Below are 14,518 nucleotides of genomic sequence, written 5' to 3' on the forward strand. Positions count from 1 at the left end.
CGTCGCGTGCTCTTGGTCTTAGTGCTCTGTACGGCCTGCGCCGCCGCCCCGGCCGAACCCGCCACGCCCTCGGCCGCGCCGATCACGCTCGGCTTCAGCGCCTGGCCCGGCTGGTTCCCCTGGCAGGTCGCCCAGGAGCAGGGCCTGTTCGAGAAGAACGGGGTGACGGTCGAGCTGAAGTACTTCGACAGCTACACCGACTCGCTGAACGCCCTGGCGACCGGCACGATCGACGCCAACAGCCAGACCCTCAACGACACGCTCGCCTCGGTGGCCGGCGGGGCGCAGCAGAGCATCGTGCTGGTCAACGACAACTCGACCGGCAACGACCAGATCATCGCCGCGCCCGGCATCACGACCCCGGCCGACCTGAAGGGCAAGACGGTCGCCGCCGAGCAGGGCACGGTCGACCACTACCTGCTGCTGCTCGCCCTGGAGAAGGCCGGCCTGTCGGAGGCCGACGTGAAGTTCACCCCGATGCTGACCGACGCCGCCGCCGCGGCCTTCGTCGCGGGCCAGGTCGACGCCGTCGGCGCGTTCGCGCCCTTCACCTCGACGGCGCTGGAGCGCGAGGGCAGCACGGCCGTCGCGACCTCGGCCGACTTCCCCGGCGCAATCCCCGACCACCTGGTGGTCACCCGCGACCTGCTCTCCCGCGACGAGAAGGCGGTCCAGGGCCTGGTGAACACGTGGTTCGACACGATCGAGTGGATCGGGGCCAACCGGGCGAAGGCCGTGGAGATCATGGCCAAGCGCGGCGGGGTGACGCCGGCGGAGTACGAGACGTACGACAAGGGCACCACGATCTTCACCCTCGACCAGAACCGGACCGCCTTCACCGGCGCGCTCGACCAGCAGGCGAAGCTGATCTCCGACTTCCTGGTCGCGACCGAACTCGTCGACGCGGCCCCGCCGCTCGAAGGCCTGTTCATATCCAAGTTCGTGGAGGCCGTCCAGCCATGACCCTCGCCAACCGCCACCGCGTCCGCGTGACCTCGTCCGGGACGACCGCCCGCACCGCGAACACCCGCCGCACCACCGGCACTCCCGACGGCGCCCCGGCCGTGACCCACGAGTTCGCCCCGGCCCTGCCGCCGGGGCCGGTGGCCAACGCGGCCCGCCAGGTGGTCGTCGCCGTGACCGACGGGTCGTGGCAGGTCGAAGCGTCGGGCGAGGGCAGCGATGGCTGACGCGGCACCAGAACGAGGTGCCCGAAATTTCGTGACATCGGGTGCGTGCTCGTCAGGAGGTGCGTCATGGTGAGCGTGGACTCGCCTCCCGTCGAGCGGGCCGCCTCCCCCGCGCCGCGCGTCAAGCTCCTCAAGACCGAGGTCTCCCGCCGGACCGCCTGGATCCTGCGGGTCTCCTCGGTCGCGGTGCCGCTCGTGGTCTGGTGGGCGGTCAGCGGTTCGGGGATCGTGCCCGACCGGTTCCTGCCCGCGCCGCCCGAGGTGTGGGCCGCCTTCGCCGAGATGGCCGCCAGCGGGGACCTGCAGAACGACCTGCTGGCCAGTCTCGGCCGGATCGGGGCCGGATTCGCGCTGGCGGTGCTGATCTCCGTTCCGCTGGGGTTCCTGATGGGCACCGTCGGCTGGGCGCAGCCCCTATTCGAGCCGATCATCGGGATCCTGCGTTACCTCCCGGCCTCGGCGTTCATCCCGTTGCTGATCATCTGGCTCGGCATCGGGGAGACGTCCAAGATCGCTCTGCTGGTGCTCGGAGTGGTGTTCTTCAACACCCTCATGACCGCCGACGTCGTGCGGCAGGTTCCGAGGAGGCTGCTCGACGTCTCGGCCACGCTCGGGGCCGGGCGGGCCCGGGTCGCCGCGCGGGTGGTGTTCCCGCACTCGCTCCCGGGCATCCTGGACGCCCTCCGCGTCAACGCCGCCGTCGCCTACAACCTCGTCGTCGTGGCCGAGCTGATCGCGGCGACCTCCGGCCTGGGCTACCGGATCACCCGGGCCCAGCGGTTCCTGCAGACCGACAAGATCTTCGCCATCCTCATCGTCATCGGCCTCATCGGCCTGACCATCGACGTCACGCTGAGAGTCCTGCGGGCCCGGGTCGGCAGGTGGTCGGCGTGAGCCTGCGCTTCGAGGGCGTGTCGATGGCCTACACCCCCGGCGCCCCGGTGCTGACGGACATCGACCTGGAGATCCCGCCCGGCGAGTTCGTCACCGTCGTCGGGGCCAGCGGCTCGGGCAAGTCGACCCTGTTGTCGCTCGTCGCGGGCCTGACCAGACCCACCAAGGGCCGCATCACCCTCGGCGGCCAGGCCGTGGAGGGCCCGGGCCCCGACCGGGGCATGGCCTTCCAGTCACCCAGCCTCTACCCGTGGCGCACGGTCGAGCGGAACGTCGCGTTCGGCCTGGAGACACGAGGCATCTCGCGCCAGGCCAGGAGGGAACGGGTCGCCTGGCTGCTCGACGAGGTCGGCCTCACCGAGCACGCCGGGAAACTGCCCGGCAGCCTCTCGGGCGGCCAGCAGCAGCGGGTCTCGATCGCGCGGGCGCTGGCCCGCTCCCCCGAGGTCCTGCTGCTCGACGAGCCGTTCGGGGCGCTCGACGTCCAGACCAAGGAGGACATGCAGCTGTTCATCCGCCAGATCTGGCGCGATCTGGGCACCACGGTCGTCATGGTCACCCACGACGTCGAGGAGGCGGTGTTCCTCGGCAGAAGGGTGCTGGTGCTGGCCAGCGACCCCGGCCGGGTGGCCCGTGACCTGCGGGTCGAGCCCTTCGGCGAGGGGCTTGAGGTGAAGCGGACCGCCGCGTTCCTGGCGGTCCGGGCGCAGGTGGAGGACCTGGTCCGGCGCGAACACCGTGCCCACCTGGCAGCCGCGCACGCCTGAGGCGTTATGTTCGTCGGTGGCATCACCGTTATCGAAGGGATATCGCTATGGCGACCACTCGTACCGCGACGACCCAGTGGAAGGGCGCGCTCCTCGACGGCTCCGGCTCGGTGTCGCTGGACACGTCCGGCGTCGGCACGTTCGACGTCAGCTGGCCGTCGCGCGCCGAGGCGGCCAACGGTAAGACCAGCCCCGAAGAGCTCATCGCGGCCGCGCACTCCTCGTGCTTCTCGATGGCCCTGTCGCACGGCCTCGCCCAGGCGGGCACCCCGCCGCAGACGGTCGAGACCAAGGCCGACGTGACCTTCCAGCCCGGCCAGGGCATCACCGGCATCGTCCTGTCGGTCAAGGCCCAGGTCCCCGGCATCACCGCCGAGGAGTTCCAGACCGCCGCCGAGAACGCCAAGGCCAACTGCCCGGTCAGCAAGGCCCTCACCGGCACCGAGATCACCCTGAACGCCGAGCTCCTCAGCTAGGCCGTTCGAGCCAGAGAGCCCCCGTTCACAAGGCGGGGGCTTTCTTTCTTTCCGTTACGGCTCCCGCCTACCCCGGCCCCGCCCGCCGTCTCCGCCCCGCGCCGCATCCGGCGCCGGGCACCCGCTCCCGCACCCCGCCGCGACGCCGGATCACCAGAACCGGAAGCGCAGGATCTGGCCTTCCACAGGGTGCACGGCGAACTCCGGCCGGAGCGCCTCCCGGAGCGACCACCAGTCGACCCGGCAGTTCCATTCGACCCCGGCCTGGCCGAGGTCGAACTTTTCGTAGGTCTCGCCGTCGTCCTCGAGCGTGTAGGCCGTGATCCGGCCCGACACCAGGTAGAGACGCCCCGTCCAGCTGCGCTCCGCGGGGTCTCCCGGGTCCTGGTCCCAGTGTTCCCACCGCAAGTGGAAGGGGCCCGGACCGGACACGTCGAGCATGATGGCGTTCCGGCCGGCGGTCAGCCAGCCGGGTTCCTCATCCCACCAGTTGATGTCATAGACCGCGGGCTCGTCGGGAAAGCCCTCGGCTCCGGCGTCGGTCACCCCATAGAGACCGTCGAGCGAGACGACGTCGGATAATCCGGCGAGCAGTCTCATCGGGCCAGGATGTCGTCGAGGTTGTAGGCCACCGGCACCTCCAGCTGCTCATACGTGCACGACTCGGGGGTGCGGTCGGTGCGCCAGCGCCGGAACTGCGCCGTGTGCCGGAACCGCACCCCTTCCATGTGGTCGTAGGCCACCTCGATCACCAGCTCGGGCCGCAGCGGGATGAACGACAGGTCCTTCTTGGCGTTCCACCGCGAGACCGCCCCGGGCAGCCGCTGCCCCTCGGGGCCGCCGCCGACCCCGGCGCCCGCCCAGGCGGCCCACTCGCCCCACGGGTGGTCGGCGGGGTCGTCGACCTTGTAGGGCGCGAGCTCGGCCACCAGCTCCTCGCGGCGCTTCATCGGGAACGACGCGGACACCCCCACGTGGTGGAGCTTGCCGTCGTCGCCGTAGAGGCCGAGCAGCAGGGAGCCCACGATCGGCCCCGACTTGTGCTCGCGGTATCCGGCCACCACGACGTCGCAGGTGCGTTCGTGCTTGACCTTGAACATCACACGTTTGTCCTGCTCATAAGGCAGGCCGCCCGGCTTGACGATGATGCCGTCGAGGCCGGCGCCCTCGAACATCTCGAACCATTCGAGCGCCTGCTCGTGGTTGGTCGTGATCGGGGTGAGCCGGATCGACTCGCCGGCCTCGGCGGTCGCCTCGACGAGCAGCCGCCGCCGCTCGGAGAACGGCCGGTCCATCAGGTTCTCCTCGCCCAGGGCGAGCAGGTCGAAGGCGATGAACGAGGCGGGCGTCGACTCCGACAGCAGTTTCACCCGGGAGGCGGCGGGGTGGATGCGCTGCTGGAGCTGGTCGAAGTCGAGCGCGGGGCCGCGGGTGACCACGATCTCGCCGTCGAGCACGCACCGCTCGGGCAGCTCGCGCTTGACCGCCTCGATGACCTCGGGGAAGTAGCGGGTGAACGGGCGTTCGTTGCGGCTGCCGAGGAACACCCTGTCGCCGTCGCGGAACACGATGCAGCGGAAGCCGTCCCATTTGGGTTCGTAGAACAGGGTGCCGTCCTGTTCCGGCATCTTCTTGACCGCCTTGGCCAGCATCGGCGAGACGGGCGGCCGGACGGGCAGGTCGAGCGCAGCCGGATCGGGCTCGGCCGCCTTGGCGTCTTTGGGCTCGCGCGTGGTCATCGAGCCTCCTCCTGGTGTGGGTCGCGGACATAGCGGCAGAACAGCGAGCCCTCCTCTTCGAGCACCCCGGCCAGCGCGAACCGGGTGTGGGAGGCGGTGCCGTTGAGCACGCGGGCGGCGTCGCCGCCGATCATCAGGGGGGAGACGGTCAGGCACAGTTCGTCGACCAGGGAGGCCGCCGCCAGGTGGGCGTTGAGGCGCGGGCCGCCCTCGCACAGGATGCGCCCGAGGCCCCGGGAACGCAGTTCGGCGACCGCCTCGGCCAGGTCGACCCGCTGCTCCCCGGCCACGATCACGTCGGCGTGGCGGGCCGCCTCGGCCCGCCGGTCGGCCGGGGCCGACTCGGTGGTGATCACGATGGTGCGCGACTCGGGCGCGCACTCGGTGAACAGGGCGCCGCCGAGGTCGAGGTCGATCTTGCGGGTGATCACGGCCACCGGCGGCGCGGCGGAGCGCCCCGCACGCAGCGGCCGCCACGTGTCACGGGGCTTGGACGGGCCGTAGCCCTCGATGCGGACGGTCGCCCCGCCCGCCACCACGACGTCGGCGAGACCACGCAGGACCATGAAGATCCGCCGGTCGCCCGGCGAGGACAACCCCTTGGACAGCCCCTTCAACCAGGCGCCGCCGTCGGCGCTGGCCACCATGTTGAGGCGCAGCCACTCGGCCTGAGGGTAGGCGTAGACCGACGGGAGGTCGGGGTCGTCGGCCGGCTCGGGATGTATCTGGCGCACGTCCCCACCCTGTCACAGCGGTCCGACAACCGGGGAGGACCTCCCGGGGAGTAACGGTTTGATGTCAAGCGGTCGCCGATTGTCAGGTTCGGTGTTGGATCGAACCAGATGTGGTCGGAGGGGGTTTTCGTGCCGCTTGTGGTGTTGATCGTGTGGTTGATCGCCGCATCCGTCGGGGTCTACCTGCTCTACCTGTGGTTACGCGGCGGAGGGCTGCGCCAGCAGGCCACCAAGGTGACCCGGTTCCCGAAAATGTTGATCTTCAGCCATCCGCTGTTGGCGGTGACCGGGCTGGGTTTGTGGGCGGCCTTTATGGTCACCCGGGTCAGCGCCTACGCCTGGGGGTCGTTCGGCGCGTTGTGCCTGGTGGCCCTGCTGGGGTTCGTGATGTTCACCCGCTGGCTCGGCGGCGGCCGGCACGCGCGCGGGGCCGAGCACCGGTTTCCGGTGGTGGCGGTGGGGCTCCACGGGCTGGCGGGGGTCAGCACGTTCGTGCTGGTGCTGCTGACCGCGACCGAGCTGACCCGCTAGCGGCGTACGGCCCGCAGGACCCGGAACGACCGCGCCGCGACCTCGACGTCGGCCCCCGTGTGCCGCACGTCGGCCGGGGGCTGCCCGGCGCCGCCCGCGACGACGGCGGTGTCGAACAGGGACTTCCAGCTGATCGCGAAGTCGCGGCCCGGGAGGGTGAACGTCAGGCTCTCGTGGTGGGCGTTGATCAGCAGCAGGAACGAGTCGTCGGTGATGCGCTCGCCGCGCGGGCCCGGCTCGCTGATCGCGTCGCCGTTGACGAACACCGCCACGGCCTTGGAGTAGCCGGCGTGCCAGTCGGAGTCGTCCATCTCCTTGCCCGCCGGGGTGAGCCACACGATGTCGCGCACCCCGTCTGACTGCTCGCGGCCCGAGAAGAACCGCCGCCGCCGGAACACCGGGTGGTCGCGCCGGAAGGCGGCGATCTCGCGGACGAAGCCGAGCAGCTCCGACTCGGTGTCGGCCAGCGACCAGTCGATCCAGGAGACCTCGTTGTCCTGGCAGTAGGCGTTGTTGTTGCCGCCCTGGGTGCGGCCGAACTCGTCGCCGGCGGTCAGCATCGGCACGCCCTGCGACAGGAACAGGGTGGCCAGGAAGTTGCGGCGCTGGCGGTGGCGCAGGGCGGTGACGTCGGGGTCGTCGGTGGGGCCCTCGACCCCGCAGTTCCACGAGCGGTTGTCGTCGGAGCCGTCGCGGTTGCCCTCGAGGTTGTCGTCGTTGTGCTTGCGGTCGTAGGAGACCAGGTCGGCGAGGGTGAAGCCGTCGTGGGCGGTGACGAAGTTGATGCTGGCGATGGGGCGGCGGCCGGAGGTGGCGTACAGGTCGGAGGAGCCCGTGAGCCGGGAGGCGAAGTCGGGCAGCGTGGCGGAGGAGCCGCGCCAGAAGTCGCGGACCGTGTCGCGGTACTTGCCGTTCCACTCGGTCCACAGGGGCGGGAAGTTGCCCACCTGGTAGCCGCCTGGGCCGACGTCCCACGGCTCGGCGATCAGCTTGACCTGGGAGATCACCGGGTCCTGCTGGATGAGGTCGAAGAAGGCCGACAGCCGGTCGACGTCGTGGAGCTCGCGGGCCAGCGCGGCGGCCAGGTCGAAGCGGAAGCCGTCGACGTGCATCTCCAGCACCCAGTAACGCAGCGAGTCCATGATCAGCTGGAGGGCGTGGGGGCTCCGGACGTTCAGGGAGTTGCCGCAGCCGGTGTAGTCGAGGTGGTAGCGGCGGTCGGCGTCCTGCAGCCGGTAGTAGGAGTTGTTGTCGATGCCGCGGAAGCCCAGCGTGGGGCCCATGTGGTCGCCCTCGGCGGTGTGGTTGTAGACCACGTCGAGGATCACCTCGATGCCCGCCTCGTGGAGCGACTTGACCATGGCCTTGAACTCCAGCACCTGCTCCCCGCGCTGCCCCGAGGAGGAGTAGGCGTTGTGGGGGGCCAGGTAGGCCATCGTGTTGTAGCCCCAGTAGTTGGTCAGCCCCCGGGCGACCAGGAAGTGTTCCGGCACGTACTGGTGGATCGGCAGCAGCTCGACCGCGGTGACGCCGATCGACTTCAGGTGGTCGACCACGGCCGGATGGGCCAGCCCCGCGTAGGTGCCCCGCTGCTCCTCGGGCACGTCGGGGTGGAGCCGGGTCAGCCCCTTCACGTGGGCCTCGTAGATGACCGTCTGGTGGTAGGGAATGCGCGGCGGCCGGTCGTTGCCCCAGTCGAAGAAGGGCGAGACGACGACGTTCTTCGGCATGTAGGGGGCCGAATCGCCGAGATTCAGCCGCCGGGGGTCGGCGAAGTCGTAGGAGAAAAGCGCCTCGTTCCATTTGACCTCGCCCTCGATCGCCTTGGCGTAGGGGTCGAGGAGGAGCTTGGCGGCGTTGCTCCGGTGGCCCTGGCGCGGGCTGTAGGGGCCGTGGACCCGGTAGCCGTAACGCTGGCCTGGGGTGATCCCGGGCAGGAAGCCGTGCCAGACGAAACCGTCCATCTCGGGGAGGTCGAGGCGCGACTCCTCGCCCGCGTCGTCGAAAAGGCACAGCTCGACCCGCTCGGCCACTTCGCTGAACACCGAGAAATTGGTGCCCACACCATCCCAGGTGGCGCCGAGCGGATAAGGCTCTCCAGGCCAGACGTCGCGCATGCAGGTCCCATTCTCGCTTCCCGGGATTTTCCCTACCCGTTCATCCGATTTAACACAGGTGGGAGCCCAGCCCAAAAGGAGCCGGGAAGGCCACAAGAACGGATCATCGGTCACGGTCCTTCGAGGGCTGCACCCGCTTGGGCTCCCCCGGCATCTTCGGATAGTTGGGCGGATAGGGCATGTCGCCCCGGCCGTCCTTCTCGTAGACCTCCAGGAGGCCCGTCAGGTCGCAGGCCACCTCGTCGATGGCCTCGTGGGGGTCGCCGATCGCGGCGAACCGCGCGGGCATGGTGCGGAGCGTGAAGTCGGCGGGGTCGCACGACTCGAGTTCCTCCCACGTCACCGGGGCCGAGACCTGCCCGTCGGGCCGCGCCCGCACCGAGTATGCCGCCACGACGGTCCGGTCGAGGGCGTTCTGGTTGAAGTCGATGAAGACGCGCTCGCCGCGCTCCTCCTTCCACCAGGCCGTGGTCGCCAGGTCGGGGATGCGCTTCTCGACCTCCCGGGCGAAGCCGATGCCGGCATATCTGACCTCGGTGAACGTCCAGTTCGGCTGGACGCGGACCGAGATGTGCACGCCCCGGTTCCCCGACGTCTTCGGGAAGCCCGTCAGGCCCAGGTCGGCCAGCACCTCGCGGGCCGTGAAGGCGACCTTGCGGGCCTCGTCGAAGCCGGTGCCGGGTTGCGGGTCGATGTCGATGCGCAGTTCGTCGGGGTGGTGGAGGTCGGGCACCCGGGCCGCCCAGGGGTGGAAGTCGATCGTGCCCAGGTTGGCGCACCAGGCGATGCCGGCCACCTCGGTCGGGCGGAACGCGTCGGCGGTGCGGCCGCTCGGGAAGTGGACCTCGGCGGTCTCCAGCCACTCGGGGTGCTTGGGCATGCGCTTCTGGTAGATCGCGTCGGTCTGCACGCCGTCGGGATGCCGTTTGATGTACGTCGGCCGGTCGCGGACCGCCCGCATGATGCCGTCGCCGACGCTCAGGTAGTACTCGACGAGGTCGCGCTTGGTCGCGCCGATGCCCGGGAAGTAGACCTTGTCAGGGTTGGTGACCTTGACGGTCCGTTCCCCGGCCTCGATTTCGATGAACGGCGAAGGCATGTTCGAACCCTACCCATCGGGAAGGTTCCACCCCCCGAGTGGGTTGGATCAGGTGGAATCCCGTCCAGAAAAGGCTGGTGGCTGATGAACAAGGTCATGAAGACGGACGCCGAGTGGCGCGCCCAGCTCAGCCCCGAGGAGTACCGGGTGCTGCGCCAGGCCGGCACCGAGCGGCCCTTCACCGGGGAGTACGTCGACACCAAGACCGAGGGCGTCTACTCGTGCCGCGCCTGCGGCGCGGAGCTGTTCACCTCGGACGCCAAGTTCGAGTCGCACTGCGGCTGGCCCTCGTTCTACGAGCCCAGCGCGGGCGACCACGTGACCCTGATCGAGGACCGCAGCCTCGGCATGGTGCGGGTCGAGGTGCGCTGCGCCTCCTGCGACTCCCACCTGGGCCACGTCTTCCACGGTGAGGGCTACCCGACCCCCACCGACGACCGTTACTGCATCAACTCCGTCGCGATCTCGCTCAGGACTTCGGCTTCGGATAAGTGACCCGGCAGTCGTCGTCCTTCGGGCCGAGCACGTTGGCCAGCACCGGGTTGCCGTTGCCCCCGGTGCGGGCCTGCACGAAGACCACCCGCTTCTTGACGCCCAGCTCCGCCAGGTACCGCATGCCCCGCTCGCACAGCCGCAGCGAGGCCGGGGAGTTGTCGGACGACTCGGGTAAGTCGGTGTAGATGCGCAGGTAGGTGCCGGTGGTGCGGATGTCGGTGATGTGGCGGTGCGTCTCGTCGTCCCAGCGTTCGTCGAAGTAGGCGAGCGCGTCCTTGTCGGAGTACTTCGACTCCTTGCGCTTGGCCGCCTTCTTCTCGTCCTTCTCCGCCGGCGGCGGGGCCTGCGCCGCCGGGACGACCGCCGCCGTCGTGGGCTCCTCGATGGAGGCGATGCGGACGGGGGCCGGTTCCCCCCGCGTCGCCAGGAGCGGCACCACGACGGCCGTCACTCCGAGCCCCAGGCACGAGACCCCGACGACCACTTCGGCGGTCCGAGATCGCGACCTGCGGCGTTTCCCCGTGGATCGTGCCATTTTCATCATTTGCCCACGAGTATGCCAAGAACTGAGGCTTACGGCAGGGCGTTGACGAGTTCGGTGACCGGTTTGCGCGACCCGGTGTAGAAGGGGATCTCCACCCGGGTGTGCTCACGGGCCTTCGCGCCACGCAGGTGGCGCATCAGGTCGACGATGCGGTGCAGCTCGTCGGCCTCGAAGGCGAGCATCCACTCGTAGTCGTTCAGCGCGAAGCAGGCGACCGTGTTGGCGCGCACGTCGGGGTAGTCGCGGGCCATCTGGCCGTGCTCGGCCAGCATCGCCCGGCGCTCGGCGTCGTCGAGCAGATACCACTCCAGCGACCGCACGAACGGGTAGACGCACACGAAGCCGCGCGGCTCCTCCTCGGCCAGGAACGCCGGGATGTGGGACTTGTTGAACTCGGCCGGGCGGTGCAGCGCCATCGCCGACCAGACCGGCTCGCTGGCCCGCCCGAGGGCGGTGCGGCGGAACCGGGCGTAGACCTCCTGGAGGTCTTCGGGGGTCGGGGCGTGCCACCAGAACATGTAGTCGGCGTCGGCGCGGAACCCGGCCACGTCGTAGGCGCCGCGGGTCACCACGTCTTTCTGCCCGAGCTGGTCGAGCAGCTCGGCCACCTCTTCGGCCACGGCGTCGCGTTCGGCCGGGAGGCCCTCGCGCAGCCGGAAGACCGACCACATGGTGTAGCGGATCACATTGTTGAGGTCACGCGCCTTGAGCCGCGGGGTGCCGTCCGTCATGCCGCCATTCTGCCCGGGGATCCAGGTGGTCGAGAATCCGGGCGGCCGCCGCGCGGGCGGTCGCGGCCGTGGCGGGGATGCCGACGCCGTCGTAGGCCGCGCCGCAGACGGCCAGGCCGGGGACCGCCGCCACGGCCGCGCGGACGCGGGCGACCCGGTCGTTGTGGCCGACGTCGTACTGCGGCAGGGCGCCGCCCCAGCGGGTGACCCGGGTGTCGGCCGGGAGGCCGCGTACCCCCATGATCTCGGTCATCTCGTTCATGGCCAGGGCGACCAGCTCGGCGTCGTCGCGCTGGAGCAGCCGTTCTTCGCCCAGGCGGCCGAGCGAGCAGCGGACGAAGACGTAGCCGTGACCCGCCAGGTGGGGCCACTTCACGCTGGAGAAGGTGACCGCCTTCACCGCGCGGCCCTCGACGGGCGGGGTCAGGTAGCCGCTGCCGCTCGGGAGCTGGGGGAAGGCCTCGATCGGGTAGGCGAGGGTGACGATCGCCATGCTGGCGTACTCGATCCGGGCCAGTTCGGCGGCGGCCTTGGGCGCCTCGCGTTCGAGGAGGCGGGCGGCCGGGGTCGCCGGCACGGCCACCACGACGGCGTCGGCGTCGAGGGTGTGCTCGTCGCGGGTGGGGCCGGTGGTCAGCCGCCAGCCGGAGGGCGTACGGGACAGTTCCCGGACCATCACCCCGGTGCGGACCTCGGCGCCGGACGCGGCGGCCAGCGCGGGCGGCAGGCTCCCCATGCCGTTCTTCAGCGAGGTGAACACGTGGCCGGCGTTCGCGGGCGCGGCGCCGGAGATCTCGCGCACGGCCCGCAGCAGCGACGCCTCGGACCGCGCCGCCGCCGCCACCGCCGGCATGGTCGCCTCCAGGGAGAGGCGGTCGGCGAACCCGGCGTAGACGCCGCCGAGCAGCGGCTCGACCAGCCGGTCGACCACCTCGTCGCCCATCCGGGCCCGGATGTAGGAGCCGACCGAGACGTCGGTCGTCACAAGGGTCGCGGGCAGCACCTGGTCGAGCGGCACCCGGGCCAGCCCGGCGGCCGACAACACGCCCGAGCGGGCCAGCGCCACCAGGTCGGACGGCACGCCCATGACCTGGCCCTTCGGCATCGGCCGCAACTCGCCCCGCGACAGGATGGAGGCGCCGGTCGTGCCGGGGTCGACCAGGTCGCCGCCGAGCCCCGCCAGGCGGGCCAGCTCGACGCCCTCGGGACGGCGGGCCAGCAGGGCCTCGGCGCCCGCGTCGACCGGCACCCCGGCCACGTCGGTGGCGACCAGCTTGCCGCCGATCCGGCTCGCGCCGTCGAGCACGGTCACCCTGATCCGGTCGTTCCTCAGGTGCCATGCGGCGGCGAGCCCGGCGATGCCGCCGCCCACGACGACCACGTGAAAGCGCTCCATGAGCATCACCCTAAGGCCGTGACTGAGTCGTGACGCGCCGCCCAAAACCGTTCACGCACCGCGAACGTCAATGGGGCATGAACACTTTGCGCTCACGCGCGGTACTGCCGCTGGTGCTGGCGGCGTTCCTCCTGACGGCGTGTGGGGCCGACGGCGGTGAGTCGGCGAGCGGCGTCGCCGACATGCCCGCCTCGGCGCCTTCGGCCGCGGCCGAAGAGGCCGCACCCGCCGCGGCCCCCCGCGAGAACCTCTCCGGCGGCGCCGGAGAGAACAACGCGAAGGCGGAGCCCGCCGACGCCAACGTCACGGTCGCCCCCGCCGACCGGGCGATCATCTACACGGCCGAGATGACGGTCCGGGCGAAGGACGTGGCCGCCGCCGCCGAATCGGCCAAGCGCATGGTCACCGAGGCCGGCGGCTACGTCGCGGAGGAGCGCTCCAACTCCTTCTCGTCCCGCCAGGAGTCGACGATCACGTTCAAGATCCCGCCGGGCCAGTACCCCGGGACGCTGAGCCGCCTGGGCAAGGAACTCGGCGAGACCGAGCAGCTGCACCAGGGCACCCAGGACGTCACCGGCGAGGTCGCCGACGTCGCGGCCCGGGTGAAGTCGGCCGAGGCCGCGGTGGCGCAGTTCCGCACGCTGCTGACCAAGGCCGAGAAGATCGGCGAGATCATGGACATCGAGCGGGAGATCCAGTCCCGCACCGCCGACCTGGAGGCCCTCCAGGCCCGGCAGAAGTCACTGGCCGAGCAGACGGGCATGGCGACGGTGACGATCACCCTGGTCGGCCCGTCGGCGCCGCCGGTCAAGCCGGTGGAGGAGGAGACGGGCTTCCTGGCCGGCCTGAAGGCGGGCTGGACCGGCCTGAAGAACTTCGCCGAGGCCCTGTCGACCATCGTGGGCGCGCTGCTCCCGTGGCTGGTCGTGCTGGCGGTCCTGGGCCTGCTCGCGCTGCCGTGGTGGCGGCGGATGCGCCGTCGCCAGCAGGTTCCCGCGCCGGCGCCCGCGCCGATGCCCGCAGTGCAGGAGCGGGACGAGGAGCTAGTCGAAAAGGAATGACCTCCAGTGCGGTGGTCCGGCGTCGCGGGACTCGTACCAGCCCTGCTGGTTGCGGATCCGGGCGTCGGACCACAACAGCACCCAGGAGGCGTGGCTCGGCATCAGATGCCGGTCGGCGGGGTTGTAGACGACGAACTCCCTGGTCCCGAACGCGTCGAAGAAGAACCTGGGGAGCTCGAACGACAGGTCGTACGACTCCCCGCCCTTCGCGTAGTGGTAACGCTCGACCCCCCGCACCCCGGGCCGGTAGTCGGGCCAGACGGCGGTGAGCGCGTCGGGGTAGCCGCCGTGGTCGGCGTGCCGCTTCTCGACGGCGGCGATCATCTCGGCGGCGTTGGCGACGGCGGTGTCGCGGGCGTAGGCCGTCAGCGGCCGGTTGAGCGCGGCCTGTCCGGCCAGCGCGACGAGCGGCAGCAGCACGAAGTAGACGGGCGGGGGCCGCCGCGCCAGCACGGCCACCCATGACGCGAGCGCCCCCAGCCCGAGGAGCGGCCCCGACTCGGCGGCCGCGGCGGCCGAGACCGCCAGCGCGGTGATCGTCAGGGCGACCGTCTGGGCCACCCGCAAGAACCGGTTGCGCGGCCAGACCAGCAGCGGCGCCGAGGTGACCACGGCGAGCAGGCCCACCGCCCCGAAGATCTGCACCAGCGTGGAGAGGGGCAGCGCCAGGGGGTCGTACCCGCCGGGCAGGAAGGGCGAGGCGATGAGCAGGAGGAGTAACGCCGAGAGCAGAGCGGCCCGCAT

Annotated in this window: 17 protein-coding genes; 8 read left to right on the forward strand and 9 right to left on the reverse strand. The window is 70.8% G+C overall.

What is annotated here, in order from left to right; all coding sequences use genetic code 11:
- Nucleotides 1-6 precede the first annotated feature (6 nt).
- The 5 genes from AW271_RS07505 (at nucleotide 7) to AW271_RS07525 (ending at nucleotide 3,327) form a co-directional block, all read left to right on the forward strand.
- Entirely contained in the window at nucleotides 7-963 is a 957-nt protein-coding gene (locus AW271_RS07505) for an ABC transporter substrate-binding protein (protein WP_218007994.1), read from the forward strand.
- Nucleotides 960-1,190: a hypothetical protein gene (locus tag AW271_RS07510; protein ID WP_062333987.1), complete on the forward strand. Its 231-nt coding sequence runs from the start codon at nucleotides 960-962 to the stop codon at nucleotides 1,188-1,190. The genes AW271_RS07505 and AW271_RS07510 overlap by 4 nt, the downstream gene beginning before the upstream one ends.
- A 66-nt stretch (nucleotides 1,191-1,256) precedes the next feature.
- The gene (locus tag AW271_RS07515; protein ID WP_062333990.1) at nucleotides 1,257-2,084 is read left to right on the forward strand and encodes an ABC transporter permease; all 828 of its coding nucleotides are present in this window, start codon (nucleotides 1,257-1,259) and stop codon (nucleotides 2,082-2,084) included.
- Nucleotides 2,081-2,851, forward strand: coding sequence for an ABC transporter ATP-binding protein (locus AW271_RS07520; protein WP_062335274.1), 771 nt, complete (start codon nucleotides 2,081-2,083; stop codon nucleotides 2,849-2,851). Before AW271_RS07515 ends, AW271_RS07520 begins: the two co-directional genes overlap by 4 nt.
- A gap of 47 nt (nucleotides 2,852-2,898) precedes the next feature.
- Entirely contained in the window at nucleotides 2,899-3,327 is a 429-nt protein-coding gene (locus AW271_RS07525) for an OsmC family protein (protein WP_062333993.1), read from the forward strand.
- Nucleotides 3,328-3,477: 150 nt separating this feature from the next.
- Here the strand turns inward: AW271_RS07525 and AW271_RS07530 are convergent, their stop codons facing one another.
- The 3 genes from AW271_RS07530 to AW271_RS07540 are packed head-to-tail and all read right to left on the reverse strand — an operon-like array spanning nucleotide 3,478 to nucleotide 5,800.
- The gene (locus AW271_RS07530) at nucleotides 3,478-3,927 is read right to left on the reverse strand and encodes a hypothetical protein (RefSeq protein WP_062333996.1); all 450 of its coding nucleotides are present in this window, start codon (nucleotides 3,925-3,927) and stop codon (nucleotides 3,478-3,480) included.
- Nucleotides 3,924-5,066, reverse strand: a complete 1,143-nt coding sequence (locus AW271_RS07535) for an ATP-dependent DNA ligase (RefSeq protein WP_062333999.1) — start codon at nucleotides 5,064-5,066, stop codon at nucleotides 3,924-3,926. Before AW271_RS07535 ends, AW271_RS07530 begins: the two co-directional genes overlap by 4 nt.
- Nucleotides 5,063-5,800, reverse strand: a complete 738-nt coding sequence (locus AW271_RS07540) for a pyrimidine reductase family protein (protein WP_062334003.1) — start codon at nucleotides 5,798-5,800, stop codon at nucleotides 5,063-5,065. The genes AW271_RS07535 and AW271_RS07540 overlap by 4 nt, the downstream gene beginning before the upstream one ends.
- Before the next feature lie 129 nt (nucleotides 5,801-5,929).
- Between AW271_RS07540 and AW271_RS07545 the strand changes: the two genes are divergently transcribed.
- Complete coding sequence (locus AW271_RS07545; RefSeq protein ID WP_062335275.1) at nucleotides 5,930-6,331, forward strand: hypothetical protein; 402 nt, start codon at nucleotides 5,930-5,932, stop codon at nucleotides 6,329-6,331.
- Here the strand turns inward: AW271_RS07545 and glgX are convergent.
- Together glgX and ligD are read right to left on the reverse strand one after the other, a co-directional pair.
- Nucleotides 6,328-8,448, reverse strand: a complete 2,121-nt coding sequence (gene glgX / locus AW271_RS07550; RefSeq protein WP_062334006.1) for a glycogen debranching protein GlgX — start codon at nucleotides 8,446-8,448, stop codon at nucleotides 6,328-6,330. The two genes, AW271_RS07545 and glgX, sit on opposite strands and share 4 nt — an antisense overlap.
- Nucleotides 8,449-8,551: 103 nt before the next feature.
- Nucleotides 8,552-9,547 carry a non-homologous end-joining DNA ligase gene (gene ligD, locus AW271_RS07555; protein ID WP_062334008.1) on the reverse strand — a complete coding sequence of 332 codons (996 nt, stop codon included), beginning with the start codon at nucleotides 9,545-9,547 and terminating at the stop codon, nucleotides 8,552-8,554.
- A gap of 84 nt (nucleotides 9,548-9,631) precedes the next feature.
- On the opposite strand from ligD, the gene msrB reads away from it, so the two are divergent.
- Nucleotides 9,632-10,042 carry a peptide-methionine (R)-S-oxide reductase MsrB gene (gene msrB / locus AW271_RS07560; protein WP_062334011.1) on the forward strand — a complete coding sequence of 137 codons (411 nt, stop codon included), beginning with the start codon at nucleotides 9,632-9,634 and terminating at the stop codon, nucleotides 10,040-10,042.
- On the opposite strand, the gene AW271_RS07565 is transcribed toward msrB, so the two are convergent.
- The 3 genes from AW271_RS07565 to hemG are packed head-to-tail and all read right to left on the reverse strand — an operon-like array spanning nucleotide 10,017 to nucleotide 12,713.
- Nucleotides 10,017-10,577 (reverse strand): hypothetical protein, encoded by a 561-nt coding sequence (locus AW271_RS07565; protein ID WP_157553955.1) that lies wholly within the window; start codon nucleotides 10,575-10,577, stop codon nucleotides 10,017-10,019. The two genes, msrB and AW271_RS07565, sit on opposite strands and share 26 nt — an antisense overlap.
- Before the next feature lie 38 nt (nucleotides 10,578-10,615).
- The gene (hemQ, locus tag AW271_RS07570; RefSeq protein WP_030454332.1) at nucleotides 10,616-11,317 is read right to left on the reverse strand and encodes a hydrogen peroxide-dependent heme synthase; all 702 of its coding nucleotides are present in this window, start codon (nucleotides 11,315-11,317) and stop codon (nucleotides 10,616-10,618) included.
- Nucleotides 11,283-12,713 (reverse strand): protoporphyrinogen oxidase, encoded by a 1,431-nt coding sequence (gene hemG / locus AW271_RS07575; protein WP_439648962.1) that lies wholly within the window; start codon nucleotides 12,711-12,713, stop codon nucleotides 11,283-11,285. Before hemG ends, hemQ begins: the two co-directional genes overlap by 35 nt.
- 77 nt (nucleotides 12,714-12,790) lie before the next feature.
- Here hemG and AW271_RS07580 point away from each other — a divergent pair, with 77 nt between their 5' ends.
- The gene (locus tag AW271_RS07580) at nucleotides 12,791-13,774 is read left to right on the forward strand and encodes a DUF4349 domain-containing protein (protein WP_083976269.1); all 984 of its coding nucleotides are present in this window, start codon (nucleotides 12,791-12,793) and stop codon (nucleotides 13,772-13,774) included.
- Here the strand turns inward: AW271_RS07580 and AW271_RS07585 are convergent.
- Entirely contained in the window at nucleotides 13,757-14,518 is a 762-nt protein-coding gene (locus tag AW271_RS07585) for a hypothetical protein (protein WP_062334021.1), read from the reverse strand. The two genes, AW271_RS07580 and AW271_RS07585, sit on opposite strands and share 18 nt — an antisense overlap.

Source organism: Herbidospora sakaeratensis (assembly GCF_001570525.1).
In the GTDB taxonomy this organism is placed as follows: Bacteria; Actinomycetota; Actinomycetes; order Streptosporangiales; family Streptosporangiaceae; genus Herbidospora; species Herbidospora sakaeratensis.